Consider the following 24,264-nt stretch of genomic DNA (forward strand, 5'->3'; position numbering starts at 1 on the left):
TTCCGGCCGGACAGGACGTCGATCAGCCCGTCGACGTCGAGGCGGAGCACGGATTCGAGCATACGGGTTCGTGTCAGCCAGGGGTAACAAGCGTTCCGGTGGACCCGGGACCGATCGGCTACGCCGTGCCGCCGGCGACCGGCGGGAACACCGACACGACGTCTCCGTCGGATAGCTCCGTCGCCGGGCCTGCCATGTGGGCCACGTTGCGCCCGTTCTTGAGGACGCTTAGCTGTGGCCGGACCGCGTCCCCGTCGTCCGACAGGAGTCGCCCGTCGAGTCCGTCGTACTCGTCCTCGAGGGTCTCGAGGACGTCTCCGACGGTCGTGTCGTCCTCGACCGTCCGACTGTGCTCTTTGGTTCCGACGGCGTCGCGAAAGGTGGCGAAAAACCGAAGTTCGATCTCCATATCGGATTCTCGGCTCGTGACGACATAAACGTAGGTCCGGACGGCCGAGCAGCCGATCGGGACGGCACGGCCGGCCCCGATCGGCTCAGGTCGCCGACGTCGCGGGCGCGGAGGTGTACGAAACGGCGTCGACGCCCGCGTTCTCGAGCGCGTCGTCGATCGCGCTCGCGCCGATTTCCGTCGCCCTTTCGGGGTCGTCGGCCTCGACGGTGACGGTCACGGTAAACGCGACCGTGATCGTGTAGGGGTCGAACGGGGCGGTCGGGTGTTCGTACACCTCGGCGTCCTCGATCGTCCAGCCGGCGATCCGTCCTTCGGCTTCGAGCGACTCGAGATTCGCGGTCAGTTCCGCAGTGGCGGCGTCACAGGCAGTCGTGTCGGTTCCCTCGTGCAGCGTCACGAGCGTCGTCCCGTCACGCGAGACGGCAAACTCCATGGCTGCCTCTAACGAGGCCGGGGATTTGAACGCTTGGGCTGGGATGGCAGCCGTATCGTGTCTCCGATCGAATCCGGGGGCCGGGCGCGATCAGGCTCGCTCCTCCCACTGCTGGCTCCGCGAGGCCGCCACGTCCAGGCCCGGACTGTAGTAAGTGACCGGCTCCGAAGCCGGTCGCCGGAAGCCGTTGGCCGTCAACAGGGTGTTCGTCTCGACGTCGGCGGCTGCCGGATAGAGCGTCCACGGGTCGTGGTCGACCTCGGTGTATCGGAGGGTGCCGTCGGAGGCTTCCGTGTAAAACCGGTACCGCTCGACGAGGAACCGTGCCAGTGGCTCCTCGGGTGCCGAGAACGGTTCGCCGGTCGGCCAGTACGCGGCCTCGTAGTGTGCGGGGCGCGCGCCGGGATGTCGTCGGCGACTCGAGAACTGTACTCGCCCGTCGTCCCAGTCGAGCGAGATGCGAGCGTAGTAGTACGGCAGGTGGTGGAACAGGCGTGCGCCGGTTACGCTCGCCAGCCCCTGTGCATCGAGACTGAAGAAGTAGACCCCGGGTTCGCCGTCACAGGTGACGTACGTCCGCAAATTGAGTTCGGGCAGTGGGATGCCGACCCCGGCCGGGAACCCCCGCGGTCGAACGGCCACGTTGGTGAACGGCACCGCCGAGAGCCACCCGCTCCCGTCGTGTTCGTCGACGGTGAGCCTGTCGGGAAGGTGTGCGTCGATCACGCTCGCGTCGACGGGCCAGTTCTCGAACAGCAGGTGTCGCCATCCCATCTCCAGCGGGAGGACCATAGTGACGACATGTCGGCAAGCGTGAAAACTTGTTTCCTCTCGCTGCGCGCTCGTCCCGCACGGTCGGCGGACCCGGCCGGCGAGACACACCCCTCGCTCCGTCTCACGAGTGCAGCGCGTCGTAGACCGTCGCCAGTTGCTCGAGCGAGTGTTCGACCGAGAGCATCGCCCGCCGCCGGCGACAGAGATCCGAGAGCCGATCGTTCTCCGCGAGCGTCCGGTGGATCGCCCAGCGGAAGCCCTCGAGATCGCCGGGTTCGTACCGATAGCCGGTCTCGCCCGCGATGACGCTGTCGGTGAGCGCGCCCGCGTCGACGGCGACGACCGGCGTTCCGCAGGCGGTCGCCTCGAGCGCGACCAGACCCTGGGTCTCCACCGGACTCGGGAAGACGAAGACGTCGAGAGCCGAGTACAACGCGGGCAGGTCCTCGCGATCGAGAAAGCCGAGGAATCGGACGTCGGCGTCGACGTCCGCGGCGTACGCTTCGAGGTCCTCGCGGGCGGGGCCGTCCCCGGCCAGGACGAGCGTGTGACCGGTCCCTTCGATCGCGTCGATCGCTTCCTCCAGGTTCTTCTCGGGGCTGTGCCGACCGCTATACCCCAGCAGCGGTCCCTCGGGCAAGTCGTACCGGTCCCGGAACGCCGTCGCATCGACCGGCCGGAAGAACTCGGTGTCGATGCCGTTCGAAACGACGCTCACGTCGCCGTCCACCCCGATGTGGTGTTGCAGGTGGCGTCGGGCGAACGACGTCGGGGTGACGACGTGGTCGACGCGTTCGAAGAACGATCGTTCGTACGCCCGGCAGACCCGCTGGAACCCACCGACTAACCGGTCGGGAACGTGCTGGTCGGCGCGGTCGTCGAGCAGGGTGTGGTAGGAGGCGACGACGGGAACGTCGTGTTCGCGGGCGAACCGGAGCCCGGCGATGCCGACGGTAAACGGCGTGTGAAGGTGGACGACGTCGGACGCGGGCACTTCGTCGGGAACTGTCGGGAGTCCGAGTCGGTACCGGGAGTACAGCGGTGCGCGAACGCTCGGAATCGCGTACTCCCCCTCTCCGGGCACGTAGCCGTCCATCTGCGGGAAGACGACGGTCATCGAATCCCGACACCGGGGCCAGCGCTCGCGCCAGAGCGACACCGTGTACGAGACGCCGTTGATCGTCGGCAGGTAGAGGTCCGTAAACGCGGTGACGGACGCCGTTCTGGCCATCGATCGACGATCCAACGGCCTCGAACAAACCAGTTCCGGAACCGACACGTCCGCCGCGGGGTCGGGTGAGCCCGGTGAAAACTGCCGGTCAGTCGATCCGGAACGTCACGTCGTGGCTCGATAGCAGCGATCGCATTCGCTCGACTCCGCTGGTCGTGTCCCAGCCGTCGCCCCGGTAGTGTTTGAGCGGATGCCGGAGCCACGAGTACTCGCGGTGGGCGAACACGTCGGTCGCGTCGGCTCCGTTCTCGAACAGCGCGACGTGGAGTTGCCACGTCGCGAGCGGCCGTTTCCGCCGGACCCAGCTTCCGGCCGAGAGGCGGCCGTCTCGATGAACCTTCAGCGACGCGATCGGTTCCGGTTCGAACGCCATCTCATCGAGGTCCGTCCGGAACTCACGGAGTCCGGACTGGACGGTGCCGACGTACTCGTCGGGATGTTGAACGCACTGTGCGAACCCACCGAGCGGTTCCTTGATGCGGTGGAGGGTCGGGAGAACACGACGGCGGACGCGCGTCGTCAGGTCGATCGCGCTCGAGCGGTCGTCGTCGGATCGATCGTTCCTCGTCGCCACAGTAGGGGGTACCGCGGACGAGAGCAAAACCGTTGTGGGTTCCGGTCGCACACGACCCCGGTCACCCCGGTCGCGATCGGCCCGCCGATCGGTCCGCGTCTGTCCCGTCTCCGGGGAACTGACCCACTGCCGACGTCGGTCAGTCGGCGGCCCGCGCCCCGATCGTCACAGGTCCTGCAACCGGATCCCGTCCTCGACGATGCGCTGGTTTCGTTCCCGCTCGAGGTGCTCCGCAAGATCCTCGTGCTCGTAGAGCTGGGCGATCACGTCGGCGTACAGCGTCCGCCACGCGATCGCGTAGATCGGGGACTGGCCCCACGCGCGCAGTTCCGGCACGAGGTCGTCGTAGGTCTCGTGACGGGCCTCGAACCGATCGATCGCGTCGAGAACGATCGCGGCCGCCTCGCGGTCGTCCTCGGCCCCCTCGATCGCCTCGTTCAGGCGCTGCTCCCAGCCCGTAACCGCCTCCTGCATGTCCGCGGCGGCGGCATCGTCGTCGTCGGGCAGTCGATCGAGCAATGGCTGTGGTACACCGAGCGATAGCTCGTCCATGCGGCGGTGTAGACGGGCCACCCGCAAGTAACTACGGCCACGTCGCCAGCAGGACCTCGTCGACGAACTCGTCGTCGATCAGATACTGTTCTTCGCGCGTGCCCTCGCGGTTCCAGCCGTTGGCCTCGAGGAACGCGATCGCCTCCTCGTTGGTCGCGGGGACGCTCTGATAGATCTTCCGGTAGCCGGCGTCGGCGGCCCACTCGATGCCGTCCTCGAGCAGCGTCGATCCGATCTCGTTCCGCCGGAAGTCGGGCCGCACGCCGACCGTCACCTCGGCGGTGTGTCGCAGCGACGGGAGTTCGGGGGCGTCGACGTGGAGCCAGCCGACGATCTCCTCCGCATCGGTCGCTTCCGCCCCCGTTTCGGCGTCGGACCCGTCCTCGTCGTCCGCCGCCGGTTCGAACGCGGCGACGAAGAACATCCGCGATCGTTCGTCGTTCGCCCGGATCAGCGCCGACTCGCGCTCGAGTTGCGCCGCGACGTTTTCGGCGACGATGTACGTCCCGTCGTCTGCCACCGTCCGCATCGTCTCGACCACGCCAGGGCGGTCCTCCTCGCGTGCCGGGCGAATCGTGACGGTCCCGTCCCCGAGGTCGAGTGCGGTCGGACTCCCCGCGACGGCGATCCGGAGTTTGCCGTTCGTTTCGGTCAGGTAGCCCTGTTCTTTCAGGACCTCGAGACACGATCCGAGTTCCTCCGGGGAGAGCGGCTTCTCGTCGGTGTAGGTGGCCGATCGAGCGGGTTTGGAGTGGCTGGGACCCGTATCGACACGGATCGATCGGGCCAGTTCGTCGGCCGTGACGGCACCGTGTCGTTCGACGTACTCGTAGATCGTCCGCTGTATCGGCTCGTCGAACGACAACGTGGAGTAGACGCTCATACGGCCATCGGCACCGACGCTCCCCATTATTATGCTTCCCCTATCGGCGCTCGTCGATCGCGCGCGGCCGCGAATCGCGTCATTGCCGGCGGCCCCGGAACCGTTTCGGCCCGCCGTCGTGGCCGTCACGTCCCGCTAATACCTCGTTGGGCCTGTCGCGCCGTCGGGTCGAGTCGGCGTCCTCCCGATTCCGGCCCCGAACGAGGGGATTTGATATAGCAGTATGGACTTCACCATCCGACGCTCTCGGCTGTCTGCACCGTTTCCTCCCGGATTCGCCGCCCGGACACCGGTCGTCCGGGCCGTACCGAGTGGTCTCGGTAGCCGTCGCCGTGGCCGATCACGCACGCCGGTTCGAGGCGATCGACACGCCCCGGATCCTCGCACTGGTGTGCCAACCGATCGGTTCCCGGACCGCATCGCTGGCAGCCCGAACACCTGGGGCCCGTGAACGGCCGGCCGTTTCGGTCAGCTCGCTTTTCCATCGATTCGCCCCGCCATCTCGTCGGCTCGGACTCACCGGATCCCGACCTGTTGGCGGTTCGCTACGACAGAGACGATCGCAGGCCGGTCGATCGCATCCGAGGACTGCGGGACGGATTCGATTGCGCCGTCGCGGGACTCCGGTGCACCTGCGTTCGATGTCCCTCGTCTCCGTTCGATCGGGCCACCTCTCTGGCCCCGTGACGATCGGGTCCCGAACACGAGCCCTACCTGACGCGTGGAACCGGTTTTCGACGGCTAGAACCAGGGGTTCGTGGCCTCCGATCCCCAGTCAACGACCGGCCGATCGTTACGACGGGTGCCGGGTTCGGCTCTCGGACGACAGATATCACGGTTCCACTGGCTCGCTCACGATACGGGGGGCGCCAGAAGACGACCCCACGCGCACCGCTCCATCCTCGACCGATCGCGCTCTTGATCGATCGCGCGCGGCGACGTGCACTCGATTCGGCTACGGGTGGCTCGGTTCGAGGATCGATTCGGCTCCGATCGCCCAGCGGGTGGCCGACCGATCGGGTGTTGGCATCCGGGTCCGCCTGCGCTGTCGCTCGGTCCCGTCTATCGGTCAGCACGACCACTGCCGATCGGTCGGCGTCGGGGTCGGCAGTCGACGCTCCGGGCCTGTCTCGGTCGCAGGCTCCCCGCCGTCGGACGGCCGAGCGGTGTCGCTGGATCTCGCCAACTGCCGCGAGCATCGGCGAGGACGCCGTTTCCTTCCAGACCGACCAGTACCCAAACAGTAAATCACATATTGCGATATAGAATTGGGGGCTGCCAACCCAGTACTGAACCGGCTTGCCGAGAGTGGCCGTTCGGACCACCGATCGACGGCCGGCACCGTCGTACGCACAGCCCGCGTCACGTACGCGGCACCTGGACTGACTTTCGGAACTTTCGGAAGCGGCCCGCCGTGGCTTAAGGGGATCCAGCCAAAACAGGATACCCGTGATCGTCGACGGCCGCGTGCTGCGCGAGGACTTCGTCCCCAGCGAGGTGGTCCACCGCCACGACGAGGTGAACCTCCTCTCGGAGACCCTGGAGCCGCTGCTGTACGATCGACGCCCGGATCCGGCGTTCCTGTTCGGGCCGACGGGCGTCGGCAAGACCTGCATCGCCCGGTACGCGCTCTCCCAGTTGCGCGAACAGGAGCCGTCGGTCGCGGTCGCCTACGTCAACTGCTGGCAGGAGTACACCCGGTTTCGCGTGCTCTACAGCCTGCTCGACTCGATCGGCCGGGCGGTCGACGTCCACCGATCGACGCCGAAGGACGAACTGTTCGGACGGCTGGACGAGGCGACCGACCGGCCGATCGTCGCGATCCTGGACGAGGTCGACCAGCTAGAGGAAACGGCCGCGCTCTACGACCTCCACCGGCTCCGGCACGTCTCGCTCGTGTTGATCGCCAACCGCGAGGAGGAACTGTTCGCGAGCTTCGACGATCGAGTCCGGTCGCGGCTGCGGGCCGGGACCCGGGTACAGTTCGACCGCTACGGCACCGACGAACTCGTCGCGATCCTCGCGGAACGGGCGAATCAGGGGCTCGAACCGGACGCGATTTCCGACGATCAGTTGCGGACGATCGCCGAGGCGGCGTCCGGCGACGCTCGCGTCGGCATCGGTATCCTCCGGTCGGCCGCCCGCCGCGCGGAGCGAGACGGGTGCGAGTCGATCACGGACGAGGTGCTCGAAGCGGCGATTCCGGACGCCCGGACGGCCATTCGCCGCAAGACCGTGGAGGGACTGATCGAACACCAGCGCGTCCTCTACGACGTGATCGCCGAGGAAGGCGAGATCGAACCCGGTGACCTCTACGCCGAGTACGAGCGGCGGGTCGCGGACCCGAAGACGAAACGGACGCTACGGAACTACCTGACGAAGATGGTCCACTACGACCTGATCGAGGCCGTCGGCGAACGTCGCGGCCGAACCTACCGGCTCGTCGAGGACGAGGTCGACCGCGACTCGGACTAGGGGCGGCGATCGGCTCTTTTCGGAAATGCCGACCTCGATCAGCGAATCGACCTACGACCGCCGGACAGCCGCTCACGTCGGTTTCCGACGAGTATCGGAATGTCGGAAGGTTCGGAAGCGGCCGTCCGACGCTTATGGACCGTCCGCGCGACCGTTCGCGTATGCATCAGTTCGAACTCGACCCAGGGTTGACGCTCCTGCGGACGGAGTCGCCCCGATCGACGATCGTACACCGGCTGGCGTGCGGCCGGCTGGCCAACGCCGACGGCCCGGCCTACTGGATCGACGCGCGAAATACGGCCGCGACGCACGCACTGTACGACTGCGTCTCCCGGCCGCGCGTCCTCGACGACCTGAAGATCGCGCGAGCGTTCACCGCCTACCAGCACCACTCGCTGGTCCGGACCGTCACGCGGCGGGCGAGTCCCGACACCGACCTGCTCGTCGCGCCGAACGTCGCCGCCCTCTACCGGGACGACGACGTGGCCGAGTGGGAACGCGAGGACCTGCTGGCCGCGAGCCTGGAGACGCTGTCCGAACTGGGGCGGGTGCTCGACTGTCCCGTCCTCGTCACGAGCGCGACCGACGCCGACGGGAACCGGATCGCCGAGGTCGCCGAGACGACGATCGAGTGCGTCCGCACCCGCGAGGGCGTTCGCCTCGAGTCCGCGGACGGTGACCGGGTGACCGAGGGGTACTGGCACGGGGACTACTGGCAGACGACGATCCCCTACTGGGTCGATCTCTGCGGCGCCGTCGACGCGATCGATCCCGTCGCCGCCCACGATCGGGGGCTGCTGGAGGTGACCGGCTGATGGGCCGGACGAACTCCACCTACCGCGACGCCGTCCGGCGGATCGAGTCCGACTGGGAGCCGATGCGGCGGGCGCTGCGCCGGGAGTACCAGTCGGACTTCGATCGGCTCTTCGATCGGGCGCGATCGATCGCCGACGCGGCGGGCTACGCGAACCCGCGAGAACCCGAGCGGGCCGTGCTGCTGTCGGTCTTGCTCGCCCACGAGATCGAACTGCGACGGCTCCGGGCGGAACTCGAGACGCATCCGGAAAGCGAACTCCCTGTCCCGGACGAATGAGCCCGTACACGTTCGAGTTCGAGGACGGCATCGTCCGGCAGTGGCAACTCACCGAGACCGGTGCCAGGCCCGCGATCGTCGAGGACTACGCCCCGTCGCTGTTCGTCGGCGGCCCGAACGACGCGCTCGCGGACCTGCGGGACCGGCTCGGCTCGGATCCGAAGGTCGTCGCGACGGATTTCGAGCGGTGGGCGACCGACCTCCACGAGGCGCACGTCGACGATCGGTCCGAGGTGCTGCGCGTCGCCCTCGATCGCGTCGGCGAGGTGCGGACGCTCGCCCGGGAGATCCGCGGCGTCTACGAGCGCGAAACCCACGCGCCCGGCACGTTTCGCCTGTACGACGTCGATCTCGCGCCCGGCTTTCGCTACTGTCTCGATCGGGGGCTCGATCCGGCACCCGGCCGCGACCTGCGAACGGTGCGACTCGCGCTCCCCGAGCCCGCGTTGGCCGACGGCGTCGTCTCCGCGCTGGACGTCGACGGCGAGCCGATCGCCGCCGGCGGCACCGGCGACTCCGGCGACTCCGGCGCCGACGCGGGCGTGAACGCCGACCCGGAACACGTGCTCCGCGCGCTCGCGAATCGTCTCGATCGCCGGGATCCGGACGTGCTCGTGGTGAGCCACGCCGACCTGATTCCGCTCCTCGACGAGCGGGCGTCGGAACTGGGTCTCGACGGGTTTCGGCTGGGCCGGCTCCCCGGCGTGACCCGACTCGCGAGCGAGAACACCTACGAGAGCTACGGACAGGTGGGTCACTCGCCGGCGCGGTACCGGGTTCCGGGCCGAGCGATCGTCGACGCGTCGAACAGTTTCCTCTGGCACCAGTCGGGGCTCGAGGGGATCCGCTACATGATCGGACGGACGGGCCGACCGCTGCAGGAAGCCGCGTGGGGCAGCATCGGCACACTGCTGACGTCCCGCCAGATCCGGCTGGCGCGCACCGAGCGGGGCGTGCTCGCACCCTGGAACAAGTGGGACCCCGAGCGGTTCACCGACGTCGAGACGCTGCACGCAGCCGATCGGGGCGGATTCACGTTCTCGCCGGACGTCGGCTTCCACGAGACCGTCCACGAGATCGATTTCGCGTCGCTGTACCCGCGGATCATCTGCGAGCACAACGTGAGCCCGGAGACGGTCGGCTGTCGCTGCGAGGGCGCGATCGACTCGCACGCGGTCCCGGAACTGGGGTACGAGATCTGCGAGCAGGACGGCTTCCTTCCCGCAGTGCTCGACCCGCTGCTCGACGATCGGGCGGCGATCAAGCGGGAGTTGCGCGAGGACCCGCCGGAGGCGGCGGCCGATCGGCTCCGCGCGGAGTCGGGCGCGATCAAGTGGGTGCTCGTCTCCTGCTTCGGCTACCAGGGGTATCGCAACGCCAAGTACGGTCGGATCGAGTGCCACGAGGCTATCAACGCCTACGCGCGCGAGATCGCCCTCACGGCGAAGGCGCGTCTCGAGCAAGCCGGCTGGCAGATCGTCCACGGCATCGTCGACAGCCTCTGGGTGACGCCACGGTTCGACGACCCGGAGCCGATCGAGTCGGTCGTCGCCGCGGTCTCCGAGGCGGTGGGGATCCCGCTCGAGCACGACGGCCGCTACGAGTGGGTCTGTTTCGTTCCGCTGCGCGACTCGATCGCCGGCAGTGCGAACGGGACTCGACCGGGTACCGGTACCACGGACGGGGCGGGACCGAGTGCGGGTCCCCGGGGCGGCGTCGCGTCCGGCCCCGCGGGTGCGCTCACGAGGTACTTCGGCAAGCGCGAGGGCGGCGACTATCGGTTCCGCGGCATCGAACTCCGCCAGCGCAGCACGCCCGAGTTCGTCGCGGCGAGTCAGCGAGCCTTCGTCGAGACGCTCGATCGGGAGCGCGATCCCGAGGCCGTCTGTGACGTGCTCGACCGACGGCTCGGCGAACTCCGGCGCGGTGCGGTCGATCCGACCGCCCTCGAGATCACGAACCGCGTCTCGAAGTCTCTCGAGGCGTACCGTCAGCGGACCCACACCGTCGCGGCACTGCGGCGGTACGATCGCCACGGGATCGATCGGCGGCCCGGCCAGTCGGTCCGGTACGTCGTCGTCGACGACGACGCGCGCGGTCCCGAGCGGGTTCGCCTGCCGTTCGAGGACCCATCGACGTACGATCCGGGCTACTACGCCGCCGCCCTGGTGCGAGCCTGCGAGAGCGTCGTCTCGCCGCTGGGCTGGGATCGGGCCCGGATCCGGGACTACCTGCGAGACGGGACGCCGGTACGACTGTCGAGTTTCGCGTAGTGATCGCGGACCCGAACGGTCGATTCTCCAGAACTGTGTTTTTCGGCGAATACTCGCCCGTGATGGCGGGTTGAGCACTACATTTATACTCGTCAATCGGCTTTTGCATACCAACTACTTATGGCTGCTTCCGATCCGTCTGCGAGCCATCTCCGGTCGCGCGTCCGCCAGCAGGAGGTCGTCGCCGAACTCGGACAGCAGGCCCTCGAATGCGACGACATCGATCGGCTGTTGCACGACGCGACCGTCGCCGTTCGAGACGCGCTCGAGGCGGAGTACTGCAAGGTCCTCGAGCGGTGTCCCGGCGGCGACGAGGTCCGTCTCAGACGGGGCGTCGGCTGGCAGGACGGACTCGTCGGCTCGGCGACCGTCCCGACGGACCGGGACTCGCAGGCGGGATACACGCTGCTCGTCGAGGAACCGGTCGTCGTCGACGACCTCGCGACGGAAGAGCGGTTTTCCGGACCCGACCTGCTGCTCGATCACGACGTCACGAGCGGCATCAGCGTCGTCATCGGCTCGCTCGAGGATCCGTGGGGCGTCCTCGGCGTCCACACGACGGATCACCGCGAGTTCACGGAACACGACGCGACCTTCGTCCAGAACGTCGCGAACGTGCTCGCGTCGGCGATCGACAACGCACAGACCGAACGCAACCTTCGGGAGGAGAAAGCCCTGAAGGACCGGCTCGTCGAGACGAGTCCGATCGGGATCACGCTGATCGACGCCGACGGCACGAACGTCTTCGCGAACGAACGGGCCGAGAACCTCCTCGGCAGACCGCCCGACGAACTCCGGAGCTACGACCACGACGACGACCGGTGGAACCTCGTCGACGAGTACGGCGAGCCGATGGCGAGCGACGAATTACCGTTCTCGCGGGTCCGAGAGACCGGCGAACCGGTGTTCGACGAGATCGTCGGGATCGACCACCCCGACGGGACGCGGGTATGGCTGGCGACACACTGTGCGCCGCTGACCGACGACGACGGGGCCTTCGACGGCGCGGTGTACGCCTTCGAGAACATCACCGAGCAGAAACGGCTCGAGAGCGAACTCGAGACGACGTTCGATCGGATCACGGACGCGTTCTTCGGGCTCGACGCGGACTGGACGTTCACCTACGTCAACGATCGCGCGGCGGAGTTGATCGATCCCGACGGAGCGGGCCTGGTCGGCGAGAACGTCTGGGAGGCGTTCCCGACGGCGGTCGACTCGACGTTCGAACGGGAGTACCGTCGCGCGATGGAGCGACAGGAGGCGACGTCGTTCGAGGAGTACTTTCCGCCGCTCGACGCCTGGTTCGAGGTACACGCCTACCCGTCCGAGACGGGGCTGTCGGTCTACTTCCGCGACGTCACCGACCGCAAGCGGATGGAACGCGAACTTCGCGAGACCAACCGGGCCCTCCAGCGGCTCTACGAGATCACCGCCGATCGAGACCGCTCGTTCGACGAAAAGGTCGGTCGCCTGCTCGAACTGGGCCGCGAACGGCTCGGGGTCGACGTCGGCTATCTGGCGACGATCGACGAGGGCGACGACGACGTCGAAATCGCACACGTCAGCGACGCCGACGGCAATCTCACGGCTGGGACCACCATGCCCCTGTCGGACACCTACTGCCACTGGACGACCCAGCAGGACGAACTCCTCGGCTTTACGGAGTCGCCGACCGACCACGGCATCGACGAGGACGTCTACGAGACGTACGAACTCGACTGCTATCTCGGCGGCCGGGTAAACGTCAACGGCGAACGCTACGGCGCGCTCTGTTTCGAAGACGAGTCGCCGCGAGAGACGCCGTTTACGCCCGCCGAGCGATCCTTCGTCGAACTCGCCACCCAGTGGGTCAGCTACGAACTCGAGCGCCAGCGATACCAGGACGAACTCGAGCGGTACAGGGAGTACACGGACGACGTCCTCGACGCGATCGACGACGTCTTTTACGTGCTCGACAGGGACGGCACGATCAAACGCTGGAACGAGAGCGTCCCCGCGGTGACGGGGTACGCGGACGGCGAAATCGAGTCGATGCACGCGCTCGAGTTCTTCCACGAGGCCGATCGGGACGCGATCGCGAGCGCGATCGGAGACGCCTTCGAGACCGGGGCCACGCGCGTGGAGGCACCGATCCGGACGAGTGACGGCGAGTCGATCCCCTACGAGTTCGTCGCGTCGGCGCTCGAGGACCCCGGCGGGAACCCGGTCCTGACGGGGGTCGGCCGGGACATCACCGAACGGAAGGCGAATCAGCGCAGGCTCGAGGAACTCGTCGCGGACCTGGAGGAGTCGAACGACCGGCTCGAGCAGTTCGCCTACGCCGCCAGCCACGACCTGCAGGAGCCGTTACGGATGGTGTCGAGCTACCTGACGCTCGTCGAGCGACGATACGCCGACGAACTCGACGCGGACGGCAGGGAGTTCATCGAGTTCGCCGTCGACGGTGCCGAGCGCATGCAGGAGATGATCAACGGCCTGCTGGCGTACTCGCGGGTCGACACGCAGGGAGCCCCGTTCCAGCCCGTCGAGACGGACGCGGTCCTCGCGGACGTCCTGACGGACCTCGAGGTCCGGATCGAGGAGACCGGTGCCGACGTCGACGTCGACTGGGAGGCGCTCCCGGCGGTCTCGGGCGATCCGGGACAGCTCCGGCAGCTGTTCCAGAACCTGTTGGACAACGCGATCACGTACGCTGGGACGGAGGCCCCACGTATATCAGTGTTCGCAGCGAAGGATGGTACAGAGCGAATCGTATCCGTCCGTGACCAGGGTATCGGCATCGATCCCGACGACACAGACGACATCTTCCAGGTGTTCAATCGTCTCCACAGCATCGACGAGTACACCGGGACCGGCATCGGACTCGCGCTCTGTGAACGCATCGTCGAACGACACGACGGAACCATCGAGGTCGACTCGGAACTCGGTGAGGGATCGACGTTCTCGGTGAGACTCCCAGCACCTACTGAAGCCAATGACTGAGCCAGAATCGTTTCGACCGGAGCCAGCACAGATACTGTTAGTCGAAGACAACCCGGGTGACGTCCGGTTGACGAAGGAGGCGTTCAAACAGGGACGTATCGAGAACGATCTCCACACCGTCTCGGACGGGACACAGGCGCTCGACTTTCTCGAACAGCGCGGCGAGTACGCGGACGCACCGCGCCCGGATCTCATCCTGCTCGATCTCAACCTCCCGCGAACGGACGGCGAGGAGGTACTCGAGCAACTCAAGGGGGATCCGGATCTTCGATCGATCCCCGTGATCGTCCTGACGAGTTCGCGGGCCGAGGAGGACGTCGTCAGGTCCTACGAACTGCACGCGAACGCCTACCTCACGAAACCCGTCGATCCCGACGAGTTCATCGAGACCGTCCGCGCGTTCGAGAAATTCTGGTTCTCGGTGGTCAGGCTGCCGCCGGAGGGGAGCCGATAATGAGCGAGTCCGACGGCCGAACGGAGTGGGACTGGGACCAGGAGCGGGTCCCCGAGGAAACCGGCACCCTCCGGCTCCTGTTGATCGAGGACAACCCGGGCGACGCGCGGCTCATCCAGGAGATGCTCCGGGACTCCGACGAACTCACACGGCGCGTCAACCCGGACGAGTCGTCCAGCCAGACGCCTGACGTCGTCCGAGAGAACCGGCTCGACGACGGGCTGGAGGTCCTCGACTCCGAGCCCACGGACCTCGTCTTGCTCGACCTGAACCTCCCCGACAGCACCGGGCTCGAGACCCTCGAGACGGTCAGCGAGGCGAGCGACGAGACTCCGATCGTCGTGCTGACCGGCCTGCGCGACCAGGAAGTCGGCGTCCAGGCGATTCAACGCGGTGCCCAGGACTTCCTCGTCAAGGACGAGGTGACGAGCGAACTGCTCGTGCGGACGATCCACCACGCGATCGAACGCGCCAAACAGGAGCGCGAGCGCCTCCGCCAGCGCGAGCAACTCGAGGCGCTGAACCGCCTCAACCGGATCGGCCACGACATCACGCACGCGGTGATCACGACCGAGACGCGGGCGGAACTCGAACAGCAGGTCTGCGATCGGCTGGTCGAGCCCGACGGCTACCGGTTCGCCTGGATCGGGAGCGTCGATCCGGGGAACAGCGACGTGGTTCCGAAGGCGGCGGCCGGCGTCGAGGAGGGATACCTGGACGAGATCGAGGTCACCACCGACGAAGACGAACCGACCGGTCAGGGGCCGGCGGGAACGGCGATCCGTACCGGGTCGGTCCAGGTCGTGAACGATGCGACGATCGATGCCGAATTCGAGCCGTGGCGCGAACCGGCACGCGAACGCGGCTACCGCTCGACGGCGGCGATCCCGATCGTCCACGAGGACCTCGTCTACGGCGTGATCGGCGTCTACTCGTCGTCGCCGCGCGCGTTCACGGGGCCGGAGACGACGATCCTCGCACGGATCGGCGACGTCATCGCTCACGCGATCACCGCGATCGAGCGACGAGACGCGCTGGTGAGCGACGCCGTCATCGAACTCGAGTTCCGGGTCGGGGAGATGGCCGAGGAACTGGTCGAACTGTCGGTGACCGAGGAGTGTACGATCGAGTTCGAACAACTGGTCCAGGGCGACGAGACGCTGCTGGCGTACGGCTCGGCCACCGACGTCTCGGAAGAGGCGTTCCGCGACGCGGTCGACGAGACGGACGGAATCAGCGACGTCCGGGTGCTCGCGGCCCGCCGCGAGGCGTTCGAGTTCGAACTCGTCGCTCCGGCTGCCGTCTCACTGTTCGAGACGATCGCGACCCACGGCGGTCGCGTCGCGTCGGCGACGATCGCCGACGGCGAGTTCCGGTTCGTCGTCGAACTCCCACGGGGCCGCGACACTCGGCAGATGATCGAACTCATCAGGGACCAGCACGCCGACACCACCTATCTCGCACAGCGAACCACCGAACGAAGCGAGCGGGGCCGCTCGGGATCCACGTCGGTCGTCGAGGAGGAACTCACCGAAAAACAGCGGGCGGCGATCGAGACGGCCTACTTCGCGGGCTACTTCGACTGGCCTCGCGAGAGCACGGGCGAGGAGATCGCCGAACGCCTCGGTATCTCCCCGGCGACGTTCAACCAGCACCTCCGGACGGCCGAACGGAAGTTCTTCGACTCCGTGTTCGGGGAGTGACCGCCGTTGGCCGTATCCGAACGGATCGTCGTCTACTCCGAGTTCGTCGAAACCACCGATCCGAAACGGCGAGGTGGCTCGATCGCGTCCGTTCGAGCGTGACCGACGATCCGTCAGACGAGCAGCCACGACGCGAGTGTGCAGTCTGTGGTGCCGACGTTCCGATTGCGATCTATCGTGAGCACCTGCTCAAGGAGTGTCCCGGTCCCTAGTCGACGGGGAAAAATCGTGGGTTCAGGCCCCGCGCGGTTCGGTCGCGGGCTGGTCTGCCTCGCCGACCGGCCGGCCGGCGTAGGCGACGACCGCCATCGAGATGCCGGTCATGAAGAGGCTGATGCCGACGAGCAGTCCGATCGCCCAGGCCGCACTGGCCGGGAAGCCGGCCCAGAGGAGGCCCGCGAGGACGATCGAGATGACGCCGCTGACGGCGACTGCCGCGCGACCGGGCTGGTCGGCCATCCGCACCGCCATCGCCAGTTCCGCGACGCCGTCGACCAGCAGGTACGCGACGAGCAGAAGTGTCAGCGTTACCAGCGCGACGACCGGGTTGACGAGCAGAGCGAGACCGGCGATCACCGAGACGACGGCGAGGGTCACCTGCCAGAGCGACCCCTTCCAACCGCGTGCCGTGAACGCGTGCGCGCCGTGGACGAGACCGCTCAGGACGAGCAGGCCGCCGAGAACGAGCGCGATCGAGATCCCCGCGACGAACGGGAGGGCGATCGCGAGGAGGCCGATCAATCCGACGACGCCGCCGGCGATCGCGAGCGTGCGCCATCCACGCTCGACGGTGTATTCCGCGGCCGAGTCGCTATCGGTTGTAACTGAGTTCATTGTAGTCTCCGTCACACCCTACGTCGTGTGAGAAGATAAACACGTCTTCACGATTTGCCGGTCTATCCGATCGCCGAACCGGTCCGCGATCGGGAAGAAGATCGGTCCGATCGCGGTTGCGACGCTTCTGTGGGGTCTCGGCGTGTGCGGTCCGGGCCGACTACTTCTCCTCGACGTGGCGGATCTCGCAGGCGATCCCGCGCGTGCTCTCTCTCATCTCGCGGCCGAACATCTCGGCGCGGCCGACGCCGAAGGCCTTCGGCCCCTCGACGACGACCTCGTCGCCCACGCGGACGTCCTCGTCGGCGTCGACGACGCCGGGCGCGAGCACGCTCCCGTGGGGGACGAAGCCGTCGATCTCGACGCGCTTCGTGGGGGCGTCGCTGTCGACCCACCGCTTCGCACCCGCCAGCGTAAAGGAGAGGGTCCCGTACTGGGGCACCATCGTGGCGAGTTGGGTGTCGTCGCGATCGCGAACCTGGATCTTCGGGTAGCGGCTGGTCGTCCGAATGTCGTCGAAGAGGTCGTCGCCGGCCCCGTCGCCGAACAGGTAGTCCGCGATTGCGCGGACGGTGTTGTGCTCGCGGTCGCGCTTGGAGTACTTCAGTTCGCCCGCGAGCGCCTCCGAGAGGTTCGAGATCGACTCGTCGTCGGTGGGGTGACCGCCCTCGGGAACGGTGTAGGTGATATCGAGATCGAGGGCGTCTTCGACGCGCTCGACGATGTCGCGGTAGCCCTCGTCGGGGACGTGGGCGACGATCGACGGGTACTCGTTGCGCTCGAGGTACCGCTGCAGCACCTCGCTCACGAACTCCTTCTCGTCTTCCGACCAGCGCCCGGTCACCACGGTGTCGTAGTGCTGGGCCGGATAGGTCGTTTCCAGTTCCTGCGGGACGACGCCGATCGGACTGGTCATCGAGACGAGGTGGCCGCGCCACTGGATGGCGTCGTGAAACTGGCGGTGGCTCTGAGACTCGCTGTAGGGTTTCGTCGCCGAACACGGCACGAGCACGAGCGGGTTCGCAAAGCGGTTCCGGTAGCGCGTGGTGACCCGATCGGCGAACCGCTGGATTTCCACTCGCCGGAGCGTGTCCTCGGTCGCCGCGCTGATCTGCGAATCGCGGAGGATCGGGGTTCGTTCCTCGAGGTAGCCCCACTGGGAGTCCAGTTCCCGCATCGCGGCGGTGAGCCACTGGTCGTGGCGGGCCTGTCCCTCCACGTAGTCGCGAAGCCGGCCGTCCCGGATCCGCCGGCGGACGATCCCCAGTTCCGCTCGCAGAGCGTTGACGTTGTGCTCGGCGCAGTCCTCGCGGGTAAATTCCTCGCGCGGTTGCTGGCAGGCCGGGCAGGAACACGGCAACTCCTCCAGGTCTTCGAGGAAGTACGCCTCGTCGGTCGTGAGGTACCGGCCCTCGGTGCCCTTCACGACGGCCGCGGTCTCGTCGAACAGGTCGACGCCGGCGTAGGCGAGCAGGGCGACGTTCCGGGGGGTCGCGACGCCCGAGAAGAGGAGGGCCGTGTCGGTGGGAATCGCCTCGCGGACGTTCACGACGGCCTCGACGAGCGCCGCACCGTGGCCCGTTACGGACTGGCCGTTCGAGAGCGCGTAGGCGTCGGTGCCCTGGGCTTCCGCACCGTCGCTCGAGACGACGGCGACGCTGGGGTAGTCGACGTCCGGGTGCTCGACGGCGAACGATTCCCGGACCTCCGCGGCGGTGCCGCCGGGAAACGCCCGGTGGGGCAGGACGGTGAGCGTCGACTCGTCGCCCTCGGGGACCTCGCGGGCCGCCGACCAGAGCGATCCCGCGTCCTCGAGGACGTCGTCGACGAGCGCGGGCGTCGTCCGGGGCGACGCGAGGCGGAGTTCGCCCACGCGCGCGGCCCCGTCGCGTGCGTGTACTTCGAAGTACTCGGTCATACCCGATATGACCGCGGCGCGCGAAAGAGGTTGTCGATAGCCGTCGCGCCCCGATCGCCGACTGCACGCGGTCTCGAGTGCGCGATCGCTCGTGACGTCGCGACGGTGACTCACGCACTCGCCGATCGGCGGGACCGCGGCCAGATCGCGACGAGCACGTAACAGAGACCGAGCAGTCGGGTCGCGGGGACCACCCACGGCTTCGGCTCGATCTCGTCGGGGTTCTCGTAGGCCGTTCGCAACGCAGCGTCGAGGAACGCCTCCGGGAGCACGAGCGCCGGCAGCCCGACGGTGCCGAACAGGGGCCGCAGGCCGGGCCACGCCGACTCCCAGTTCCACGCGAGCCACAGTCCGACGACCCCCTCGACCCGGGCTATCGGGAGCGTCCAGACCCGCAGTCGGGCGGTCCCGGGGTTCTCGAACGCGAGCAGTTCGCCCCGGGTCACGATCCGATCAGGGGCGGCGATCTCGACGGTGGCGAGGAGCGCGAGCAGCAGTCGTCTCATAGGGGGAGGGACACCGCCCGGAAGGAAAATACCTCCACCCATCCCCGGGTCCGATCGACTGGCGCATCCCGCGAGTTCAACAGCAGCGGACTCGTACGGATCGTATGGCCCCAGCATCGAATCGCGGTTCGGACGGCGACCGTTCGGGCCAGCCGATCGATCCGGATCGAATCGTCGCGACGATCCGTGCCGCTCCGCGGCCGGTCGTGAACACGCGATACCTCGCGAACGAACTCGACGTCCCGGTGGATGTCCTGTTCGATCGGCTCGAGTCGATGGCCGACGACGGCCGTCTCGAGACGTTCGAGATCCGGGACCGGTTCCACTGCTGGTATCTATCGCTCGACGAGGACCTCGAAGCATAGCGAGCGGTGGCCCTCGTGCTGGTGCCGACAGCGGTCTCAGTCCCGATCGACGAAGGTCGCCGTCGCGGAGGTGTGCCCGCGGTTGAACGAGAGAATCTTGGCCCGGATCACGTCCGTCTCGGCGAGTCCGCCGGGCAGGTCCTCGACGAAGACGACGAACCCCTCGACCTTGCAGACGGCCTGGCGCTCGCCGGAGTGGTGGGTGGTGAACTCCTCGATCGCGACCGTCCGGACGTCGCCGATCTCGACCGGCGGGTCGCGTTCCTGGGCTTCCCTGTGTCGGTCCCAGGACTCCCGTTGCTCTCCGGATCGTCCGCCGCGGAAGCGCCTGACCAGCCACGACGCGAACAGCACCGTCGCGAGCACGCCGAGAGCGATCGCTGTTGCCCCGATCATACGGGGAGTGTACGGGGCCTCGTCTTTGTCTTTCTGGTGTCGGCGCGTCTCGGGACCCGGTACCGAGGGCGCGACTACGATCGCGACCCGGTGCGTCGGTCACCCATTCGTGAATTGGACCAGATCAGGTTTACTCCGACACTCCCAAGATCCGGTATGGACGAACGACCCGCATCGTTCGGTACCGAACGAAGATCGACCCGTCGAACCGTGCTGGGCGCCGTCGGGGCCGGCGCGCTCGGATCGATCGCCGGCTGCCTCGGCGGGGACGAGACGGCGGACGTCCCGGAACCGATCAGTATCGCCGAAGACCGGGGATGTGACAACTGCACGATGGTCATCGGGAACTATCCCGGCCCGGCCGGACAGGCCCATTACGAGGACCCGACGGCGGTGCTCGACGAGGACCGCCCGGCCCAGTTCTGTAGTTCGCTGTGTACGTACACGTTCACCCTCGACCAGGACGTCGATCCCACGGTCAGCTACCTGACGGATTACTCGACGGTCGAGTACGACATCGAAGAGGGTGACGAGGGTCCCGTGATCTCTCGCCACCTCGACGCCGACGGGTTCGGGGACCGATCGGGCCTGACGCTGATCGCCGACAGCGACGTGGGCGGTGCCATGGGGGACTCGCTCGTTCCGTTCAGCGACGGCGACGACGCCGCGGCGTTTCAGGAGGAATACGGCGGCGATAGCTACGAGGACGGCGAGGTCACGCGAGAACTCATCATGTCGCTGATGTAGGTGTCGCCGCCTGCGTCACGATCGGAGGTATCGCGGTTGCGAGGGATCCGCCGACCGGATCCAGGACTCGGACCGACGCACTCTTTTCGGGGATTCACCGGTTCAGTACCCACGCCGCGAATCCGAGCGAACCGAGCGTCCAGACGGCGAGGCTCGCCAGGCTCGCGATCGGCGAGGCGACCGCCGGCCCGGTCCCCGCCGCGACGACGATCGCACTCTCGAAGACGAGCCCCCGATACGCGCTGAGGGGGCTGGCCGCGAGCGAGTAGACGAGTTCCGCGTCGCCGATCGCGCCGGCCGACACCCCGAACGCGATCGCCAGGTCGAGGCCGACCAGCAGGACGACGAGCGCGACGACCGCCAGCGCGAGCGCGCTCCGCGTGCCGCTGACCGCGGCCGAGATCGCGATCGCGACGGCGAGCACCGCCAGCGCGAACAGGGCTGTCAGGACGACGAATCGGGCGAACAGGACCGGGGAATCGGCCCCCGAGTGGGACGCGTAGAGCGATAGCGCGTCGTCCTCGAAGCGGAACACCGCGGCGGCGACGACCGCGAGCGGGACGACGACGGTGACGAGGAGGCCGATCGCCCGCCCGGCGTAGACGCCGAGGACGATCTCGCGGTGGGAGACGGGGTAGGTCTCCAGCACGTCGAGTTCGCCGCGTTGCTCGTCGCCGAGGATGGCGCGATAGCCGAAGGCGACGGCGACTACCGGCACGAGTAACTCCAGGGGCGTGAGCAGGTCGACCAGCGTCGGGACGTAGCCGGCCCGGACGCTCCCGCCCACCCAGGCGATCCCCAGGAGGACGGCGGCGAACGCCAGCCCGAGCACGAAGAACGTCCGGGTCCGGACGATCGTCCGGAGTTCCCGACCGACGATCGTCGCGAGACGGCGTTTCGGGTCGGGGGCGGCCGGCCGCGCGCGATCGGTCTCGCTCGCGTCCTCCCGGACGGCCGTCCGGGGTTCCGAAGACTGTAGCTCGCCGCTCATGCGTGTCCCCCCTGTACCCGGACGGTATCGAGATCGCCGCCGATCGCGGCCTCGTAGACCGACCACAGCGAGTCGGCGTCGAGTTCGTCCCGCAGTTCCGCGGTCGAGCCCCGCCGCACGATCCGTCCGTCCGCGAGCACCAGCACGCGATCGGCGACCCGTTCGACGAGTTCCAGGTCGTGGGAACTCAGCAGGACCGCGATTCCGTCGTCGGCGAGGTCCGCCACGACATCGAACACGTGCATGCTCATCCCCGGATCGAGGCCGCTGCCGGGTTCGTCGAGGACGACGACGGGCGGGTCGCCGATCGTCGCCTGTGCGATGCCGAGCAACCGCGTCATGCCGCCGGAGAGCGCCTCGACCGGTCGATCGGCCGCGTCAGCGAGTCCGACCCGATCGAGGTGAGCCGTCGCGGCGGTTTCGTCGCCCCCCACGAGCGACGCGTAGAACTCGAGCGTCTCGAGGCACGTGAACCCGGGCCGGAACGCGGGGTGTTGGGGAAGGTAGCCGATCCGCCGCGCCGTCTCGGGACCGTGGTACGCGATCTCGCCCGCCGTCGGCTCGTGGAGGCCGGCGAGCGATCGGATCAGCGTCGTCTTGCCGGAGCCGTTCGGGCCGATCAGGGCCGTCACGGTCCCGCGCCGGAGGGTCGCGGAGACGTTCTCCAGGACGGAGATCGTCCCGTAGTCGTGATCGATGTCGGTCGCGTCGAGTATCGGTGGCGTGTCAGTCATGGGTCGTCCGTGTCGTCTCGTAGCATGTCCAGGCGTGCTCGGCCCACTCGGTGCGATCGAGCAGTTCCGGGTTGTTCGGTTCGCAGGTCGGTGCCTGGTCGACGATACTGCCGGTTCGCATCCCGGGGACCGAGCCCTCGAGTCCGGCGAGGGCCCTGAGTGCGGGTGCCCGGACGAGCGTCGGCGCACCGTCCGTCCGGTGCAAGCGCCCGTCGATGGCGTCCGTGGGGGAGTACGACAGGTCGGCCCGGTCGCCGTCGGCGACGGTGGCACTGCCCTGCCAGTAGTTCCCGGTGTCGCCATCGCTCCAGACCCGGAGCGGCCCCGACCTCGCGTCGGCGTGTGCGTCGTTCCCGACGAAGTCGTTCCCGACGACGCGGTTCGTCGGGAGCATGGCGGAGACCTCCGCACCCACGTCGTTGCCGACGATCACGTTGTCCTCGTAGATCGACGCGGTCGAGCCGACGAGAAGCCCGAGTTCGGAGTCCGCGACGAGGTTCGATGCGACGTAGGTGTCGCTTCCGCCCGTACTGAGGGCGAGCGCCGTGTCCCGGACCGTGTTCCCGACGACCGCGTTTCGCACGGGTCCAGTCATGATGTAGATTCCGGCGTTCTGCTGGCCACGAAGCTCGTTGTCCGCGATCAGGGCGTCGTTCGTGTGCATCAGGTGGACGCCGAGCTGGTTCCCCTCGACCACGTTCGAGCGAATGACGGCGGTCGGTGAGCGGAAGAAGTAAATGCCGTTCCTGCCGCCCAGAACCGTCGAATCCTCGACGACGACCGGCGAGTGGTACAGCAGCATGCCGGCGAGCCCGTCGGACGGGTCCTCGGGCCCTCTCACCGTAACGTTCCGGATGACGGCGTCCGTGCTCTCGTACGTGATGATCCCGCTCGCCGGGGTGTCGATTCGGACGTCCTCGACCAGGAGTTCCTCGGCGGTATAGGCCCCGATCCCGGCGTCGGTGCCGGCGTAGTACTTCGTGAAGGTGGCGTCCCAGGCCTCGTCGTCCATCTCGACGGGGAGTTCCTCGCCGCCTTTCGTCCTGTTTCCGACGCCCTCGATATCGAGCCCCTGGATCGCGGCCCGATCGGTCGTGACGGTAATCACCGTGCCGTTGCCGTCGCCACGGATCGTCGCGTTCCCCTCGCCGGCGAGCGTGATCGGGCGATCGATCTCGATCGTCTCCGCGTAGGTCCCCTCGGGAACGACGACGGTGGTGTTCGCCGGTGCGTCGTCGATCGCCGCCTGGACGGTGTCCGCGTCCTCGCCGACGACGACCGACGTCGGTCGCTCCGCGAGCCGTGCGGTCGCGTCGACCCGCTCGTCAGCCAGGTCGCGCCGATCGTCGACGCGGTTGCGGGCGACGGTCGCGTCGTCGCTCTCGAAGGGCACCTCGAGCAGCGAGTCCCACGCGTGGAGCGTGCCGCCGTGGGCCTCGGCGAACGCCGCCGCCTCGTCGCGATCGGCGAACGAGACGACGGTGTCCCCGGCGGGCGTTCGCGCGTCGCTGTCGACGACGTACCACGCCTCCTGGGCCTCGATCCAGCCGGGGGATCGATCGGTGACCGGGTACCCCTCCTCGGTCAACTCGATCCCCGTCTCGCTGTAGTCGGAGACGTACACCGCCAGCGGGTGGCCGAACCGCTGTTCGTGGTCCGGCTCGCGCTGATCCTCGACGAACGTTTCGACGCCGTAGTAGCCGACGACGTACCGGTACTGTGAGTAGAACACCTGTGTGCGGGGGAGTGCGACGTCGTCGCCGAGCGCGTACTCGGCCTCGAGCGTGAGGCCGACGGGGACCGTCTCGTCGAACGCGACGGGATCGGGCGTCGTCGACCCGACGTCGACGGCGAACAGTCCGACGCCGCCGCCGAGAACGACGACGACGAGAAGACCCAGAAATATCGTGTTACGAGACAGGACGGGCACGTCC

Annotated in this window: 23 protein-coding genes; 9 read left to right on the plus strand and 14 right to left on the minus strand. The window is 67.8% G+C overall.

From position 1 onward, the window contains the following. Positions 1–118 precede the first annotated feature (118 nt). The 7 genes from MUG98_RS00275 to MUG98_RS00305 form a co-directional block, all read right to left on the minus strand. A complete protein-coding gene (locus MUG98_RS00275; RefSeq protein ID WP_265110189.1) occupies positions 119–409 on the minus strand; it encodes a ubiquitin-like small modifier protein 1 in 291 nt (96 codons plus the stop codon). Between the two features lie 85 nt (positions 410–494). Next, positions 495–845 (minus strand): hypothetical protein, encoded by a 351-nt coding sequence (locus MUG98_RS00280; protein ID WP_265110190.1) that lies wholly within the window; start codon positions 843–845, stop codon positions 495–497. Between the two features lie 90 nt (positions 846–935). Continuing rightward, positions 936–1,637 carry a YqjF family protein gene (locus MUG98_RS00285; protein ID WP_265110191.1) on the minus strand — a complete coding sequence of 234 codons (702 nt, stop codon included), beginning with the start codon at positions 1,635–1,637 and terminating at the stop codon, positions 936–938. Positions 1,638–1,740: 103 nt separating this feature from the next. Then, a complete protein-coding gene (locus MUG98_RS00290) occupies positions 1,741–2,850 on the minus strand; it encodes a glycosyltransferase (protein WP_265110192.1) in 1,110 nt (369 codons plus the stop codon). A gap of 88 nt (positions 2,851–2,938) precedes the next feature. Continuing rightward, positions 2,939–3,424, minus strand: coding sequence for a hypothetical protein (locus MUG98_RS00295; protein ID WP_265110193.1), 486 nt, complete (start codon positions 3,422–3,424; stop codon positions 2,939–2,941). Positions 3,425–3,589: 165 nt separating this feature from the next. Further along, complete coding sequence (locus MUG98_RS00300; protein ID WP_265110194.1) at positions 3,590–3,976, minus strand: DUF7971 family protein; 387 nt, start codon at positions 3,974–3,976, stop codon at positions 3,590–3,592. A 31-nt stretch (positions 3,977–4,007) separates the two neighbouring features. Beyond that, positions 4,008–4,859, minus strand: coding sequence for a GNAT family N-acetyltransferase (locus MUG98_RS00305; protein ID WP_265110195.1), 852 nt, complete (start codon positions 4,857–4,859; stop codon positions 4,008–4,010). A gap of 1,449 nt (positions 4,860–6,308) precedes the next feature. Between MUG98_RS00305 and MUG98_RS00310 the strand changes: the two genes are divergently transcribed. The 7 genes from MUG98_RS00310 (at position 6,309) to MUG98_RS00340 (ending at position 15,839) form a co-directional block, all read left to right on the plus strand. Beyond that, positions 6,309–7,334, plus strand: a complete 1,026-nt coding sequence (locus tag MUG98_RS00310) for a Cdc6/Cdc18 family protein (RefSeq protein ID WP_265110196.1) — start codon at positions 6,309–6,311, stop codon at positions 7,332–7,334. Between the two features lie 161 nt (positions 7,335–7,495). Continuing rightward, the gene (locus MUG98_RS00315) at positions 7,496–8,149 is read left to right on the plus strand and encodes a P-loop NTPase family protein (RefSeq protein ID WP_265110197.1); all 654 of its coding nucleotides are present in this window, start codon (positions 7,496–7,498) and stop codon (positions 8,147–8,149) included. Beyond that, the gene (locus MUG98_RS00320; RefSeq protein ID WP_265110198.1) at positions 8,149–8,427 is read left to right on the plus strand and encodes a DUF8156 family protein; all 279 of its coding nucleotides are present in this window, start codon (positions 8,149–8,151) and stop codon (positions 8,425–8,427) included. The genes MUG98_RS00315 and MUG98_RS00320 overlap by 1 nt, the downstream gene beginning before the upstream one ends. Continuing rightward, positions 8,424–10,700 carry a DNA polymerase domain-containing protein gene (locus MUG98_RS00325; RefSeq protein WP_265110199.1) on the plus strand — a complete coding sequence of 759 codons (2,277 nt, stop codon included), beginning with the start codon at positions 8,424–8,426 and terminating at the stop codon, positions 10,698–10,700. Before MUG98_RS00320 ends, MUG98_RS00325 begins: the two co-directional genes overlap by 4 nt. Positions 10,701–10,820: 120 nt before the next feature. Beyond that, complete coding sequence (locus tag MUG98_RS00330) at positions 10,821–13,682, plus strand: PAS domain-containing protein (protein WP_265110200.1); 2,862 nt, start codon at positions 10,821–10,823, stop codon at positions 13,680–13,682. Next, positions 13,675–14,136: a response regulator gene (locus tag MUG98_RS00335; RefSeq protein WP_265110201.1), complete on the plus strand. Its 462-nt coding sequence runs from the start codon at positions 13,675–13,677 to the stop codon at positions 14,134–14,136. Before MUG98_RS00330 ends, MUG98_RS00335 begins: the two co-directional genes overlap by 8 nt. Continuing rightward, on the plus strand, positions 14,136–15,839 hold the full coding sequence (locus MUG98_RS00340; RefSeq protein WP_265110202.1) for a bacterio-opsin activator domain-containing protein: 1,704 nt from the start codon (positions 14,136–14,138) through the stop codon (positions 15,837–15,839). Before MUG98_RS00335 ends, MUG98_RS00340 begins: the two co-directional genes overlap by 1 nt. 234 nt (positions 15,840–16,073) lie before the next feature. On the opposite strand, the gene MUG98_RS00345 is transcribed toward MUG98_RS00340, so the two are convergent. From MUG98_RS00345 to MUG98_RS00355, 3 genes are all read right to left on the minus strand, one after another. Continuing rightward, positions 16,074–16,673, minus strand: coding sequence for an HdeD family acid-resistance protein (locus tag MUG98_RS00345; RefSeq protein ID WP_265110203.1), 600 nt, complete (start codon positions 16,671–16,673; stop codon positions 16,074–16,076). Between the two features lie 160 nt (positions 16,674–16,833). Further along, the gene (arcS, locus tag MUG98_RS00350) at positions 16,834–18,591 is read right to left on the minus strand and encodes an archaeosine synthase subunit alpha (protein WP_265110204.1); all 1,758 of its coding nucleotides are present in this window, start codon (positions 18,589–18,591) and stop codon (positions 16,834–16,836) included. Positions 18,592–18,701: 110 nt separating this feature from the next. After that, positions 18,702–19,097 (minus strand): hypothetical protein, encoded by a 396-nt coding sequence (locus tag MUG98_RS00355; RefSeq protein WP_265110205.1) that lies wholly within the window; start codon positions 19,095–19,097, stop codon positions 18,702–18,704. A 104-nt stretch (positions 19,098–19,201) separates the two neighbouring features. On the opposite strand from MUG98_RS00355, the gene MUG98_RS00360 reads away from it, so the two are divergent. Then, positions 19,202–19,462, plus strand: a complete 261-nt coding sequence (locus tag MUG98_RS00360; protein ID WP_265110206.1) for a hypothetical protein — start codon at positions 19,202–19,204, stop codon at positions 19,460–19,462. A gap of 36 nt (positions 19,463–19,498) precedes the next feature. On the opposite strand, the gene MUG98_RS00365 is transcribed toward MUG98_RS00360, so the two are convergent. Beyond that, the gene (locus MUG98_RS00365; protein ID WP_265110207.1) at positions 19,499–19,858 is read right to left on the minus strand and encodes a TRAM domain-containing protein; all 360 of its coding nucleotides are present in this window, start codon (positions 19,856–19,858) and stop codon (positions 19,499–19,501) included. Positions 19,859–20,014: 156 nt separating this feature from the next. Between MUG98_RS00365 and MUG98_RS00370 the strand changes: the two genes are divergently transcribed. Continuing rightward, positions 20,015–20,605 (plus strand): nitrous oxide reductase accessory protein NosL, encoded by a 591-nt coding sequence (locus tag MUG98_RS00370; RefSeq protein ID WP_265110208.1) that lies wholly within the window; start codon positions 20,015–20,017, stop codon positions 20,603–20,605. Positions 20,606–20,699: 94 nt separating this feature from the next. Here MUG98_RS00370 and MUG98_RS00375 read toward each other — a convergent pair whose 3' ends face one another. The 3 genes from MUG98_RS00375 to MUG98_RS00385 are packed head-to-tail and all read right to left on the minus strand — an operon-like array spanning position 20,700 to position 24,260. Next, positions 20,700–21,596: an ABC transporter permease gene (locus MUG98_RS00375; protein ID WP_265110209.1), complete on the minus strand. Its 897-nt coding sequence runs from the start codon at positions 21,594–21,596 to the stop codon at positions 20,700–20,702. Next, entirely contained in the window at positions 21,593–22,330 is a 738-nt protein-coding gene (locus MUG98_RS00380) for an ABC transporter ATP-binding protein (RefSeq protein ID WP_265110210.1), read from the minus strand. Before MUG98_RS00380 ends, MUG98_RS00375 begins: the two co-directional genes overlap by 4 nt. Continuing rightward, positions 22,323–24,260: a NosD domain-containing protein gene (locus MUG98_RS00385; protein ID WP_265110211.1), complete on the minus strand. Its 1,938-nt coding sequence runs from the start codon at positions 24,258–24,260 to the stop codon at positions 22,323–22,325. The genes MUG98_RS00380 and MUG98_RS00385 overlap by 8 nt, the downstream gene beginning before the upstream one ends. Positions 24,261–24,264: the final 4 nt, after the last annotated feature.

Source organism: Halosolutus halophilus, from assembly GCF_022869805.1.
GTDB classification, from domain to species: domain Archaea; phylum Halobacteriota; class Halobacteria; order Halobacteriales; family Natrialbaceae; genus Halosolutus; species Halosolutus halophilus.

Bases quoted from the DNA above. Each gene is read 5' to 3' on its own strand.
- MUG98_RS00275 (WP_265110189.1), bottom strand. From the start codon at position 409: ATGGAGATCGAACTTCGGTTTTTCGCCACCTTTCGCGACGCCGTCGGA.
- MUG98_RS00280 (WP_265110190.1), bottom strand. From the start codon at position 845: ATGGAGTTTGCCGTCTCGCGTGACGGGACGACGCTCGTGACGCTGCAC.
- MUG98_RS00285 (WP_265110191.1), bottom strand. From the start codon at position 1,637: ATGGTCCTCCCGCTGGAGATGGGATGGCGACACCTGCTGTTCGAGAAC.
- MUG98_RS00290 (WP_265110192.1), bottom strand. From the start codon at position 2,850: ATGGCCAGAACGGCGTCCGTCACCGCGTTTACGGACCTCTACCTGCCG.
- MUG98_RS00300 (WP_265110194.1), bottom strand. From the start codon at position 3,976: ATGGACGAGCTATCGCTCGGTGTACCACAGCCATTGCTCGATCGACTG.
- MUG98_RS00305 (WP_265110195.1), bottom strand. From the start codon at position 4,859: ATGAGCGTCTACTCCACGTTGTCGTTCGACGAGCCGATACAGCGGACG.
- MUG98_RS00315 (WP_265110197.1), top strand. From the start codon at position 7,496: ATGCATCAGTTCGAACTCGACCCAGGGTTGACGCTCCTGCGGACGGAG.
- MUG98_RS00320 (WP_265110198.1), top strand. From the start codon at position 8,149: ATGGGCCGGACGAACTCCACCTACCGCGACGCCGTCCGGCGGATCGAG.
- MUG98_RS00325 (WP_265110199.1), top strand. From the start codon at position 8,424: ATGAGCCCGTACACGTTCGAGTTCGAGGACGGCATCGTCCGGCAGTGG.
- MUG98_RS00330 (WP_265110200.1), top strand. From the start codon at position 10,821: ATGGCTGCTTCCGATCCGTCTGCGAGCCATCTCCGGTCGCGCGTCCGC.
- MUG98_RS00335 (WP_265110201.1), top strand. From the start codon at position 13,675: ATGACTGAGCCAGAATCGTTTCGACCGGAGCCAGCACAGATACTGTTA.
- MUG98_RS00340 (WP_265110202.1), top strand. From the start codon at position 14,136: ATGAGCGAGTCCGACGGCCGAACGGAGTGGGACTGGGACCAGGAGCGG.
- MUG98_RS00345 (WP_265110203.1), bottom strand. From the start codon at position 16,673: ATGAACTCAGTTACAACCGATAGCGACTCGGCCGCGGAATACACCGTC.
- arcS (WP_265110204.1), bottom strand. From the start codon at position 18,591: ATGACCGAGTACTTCGAAGTACACGCACGCGACGGGGCCGCGCGCGTG.
- MUG98_RS00355 (WP_265110205.1), bottom strand. From the start codon at position 19,097: ATGAGACGACTGCTGCTCGCGCTCCTCGCCACCGTCGAGATCGCCGCC.
- MUG98_RS00360 (WP_265110206.1), top strand. From the start codon at position 19,202: ATGGCCCCAGCATCGAATCGCGGTTCGGACGGCGACCGTTCGGGCCAG.
- MUG98_RS00365 (WP_265110207.1), bottom strand. From the start codon at position 19,858: ATGATCGGGGCAACAGCGATCGCTCTCGGCGTGCTCGCGACGGTGCTG.
- MUG98_RS00370 (WP_265110208.1), top strand. From the start codon at position 20,015: ATGGACGAACGACCCGCATCGTTCGGTACCGAACGAAGATCGACCCGT.
- MUG98_RS00375 (WP_265110209.1), bottom strand. From the start codon at position 21,596: ATGAGCGGCGAGCTACAGTCTTCGGAACCCCGGACGGCCGTCCGGGAG.
- MUG98_RS00380 (WP_265110210.1), bottom strand. From the start codon at position 22,330: ATGACTGACACGCCACCGATACTCGACGCGACCGACATCGATCACGAC.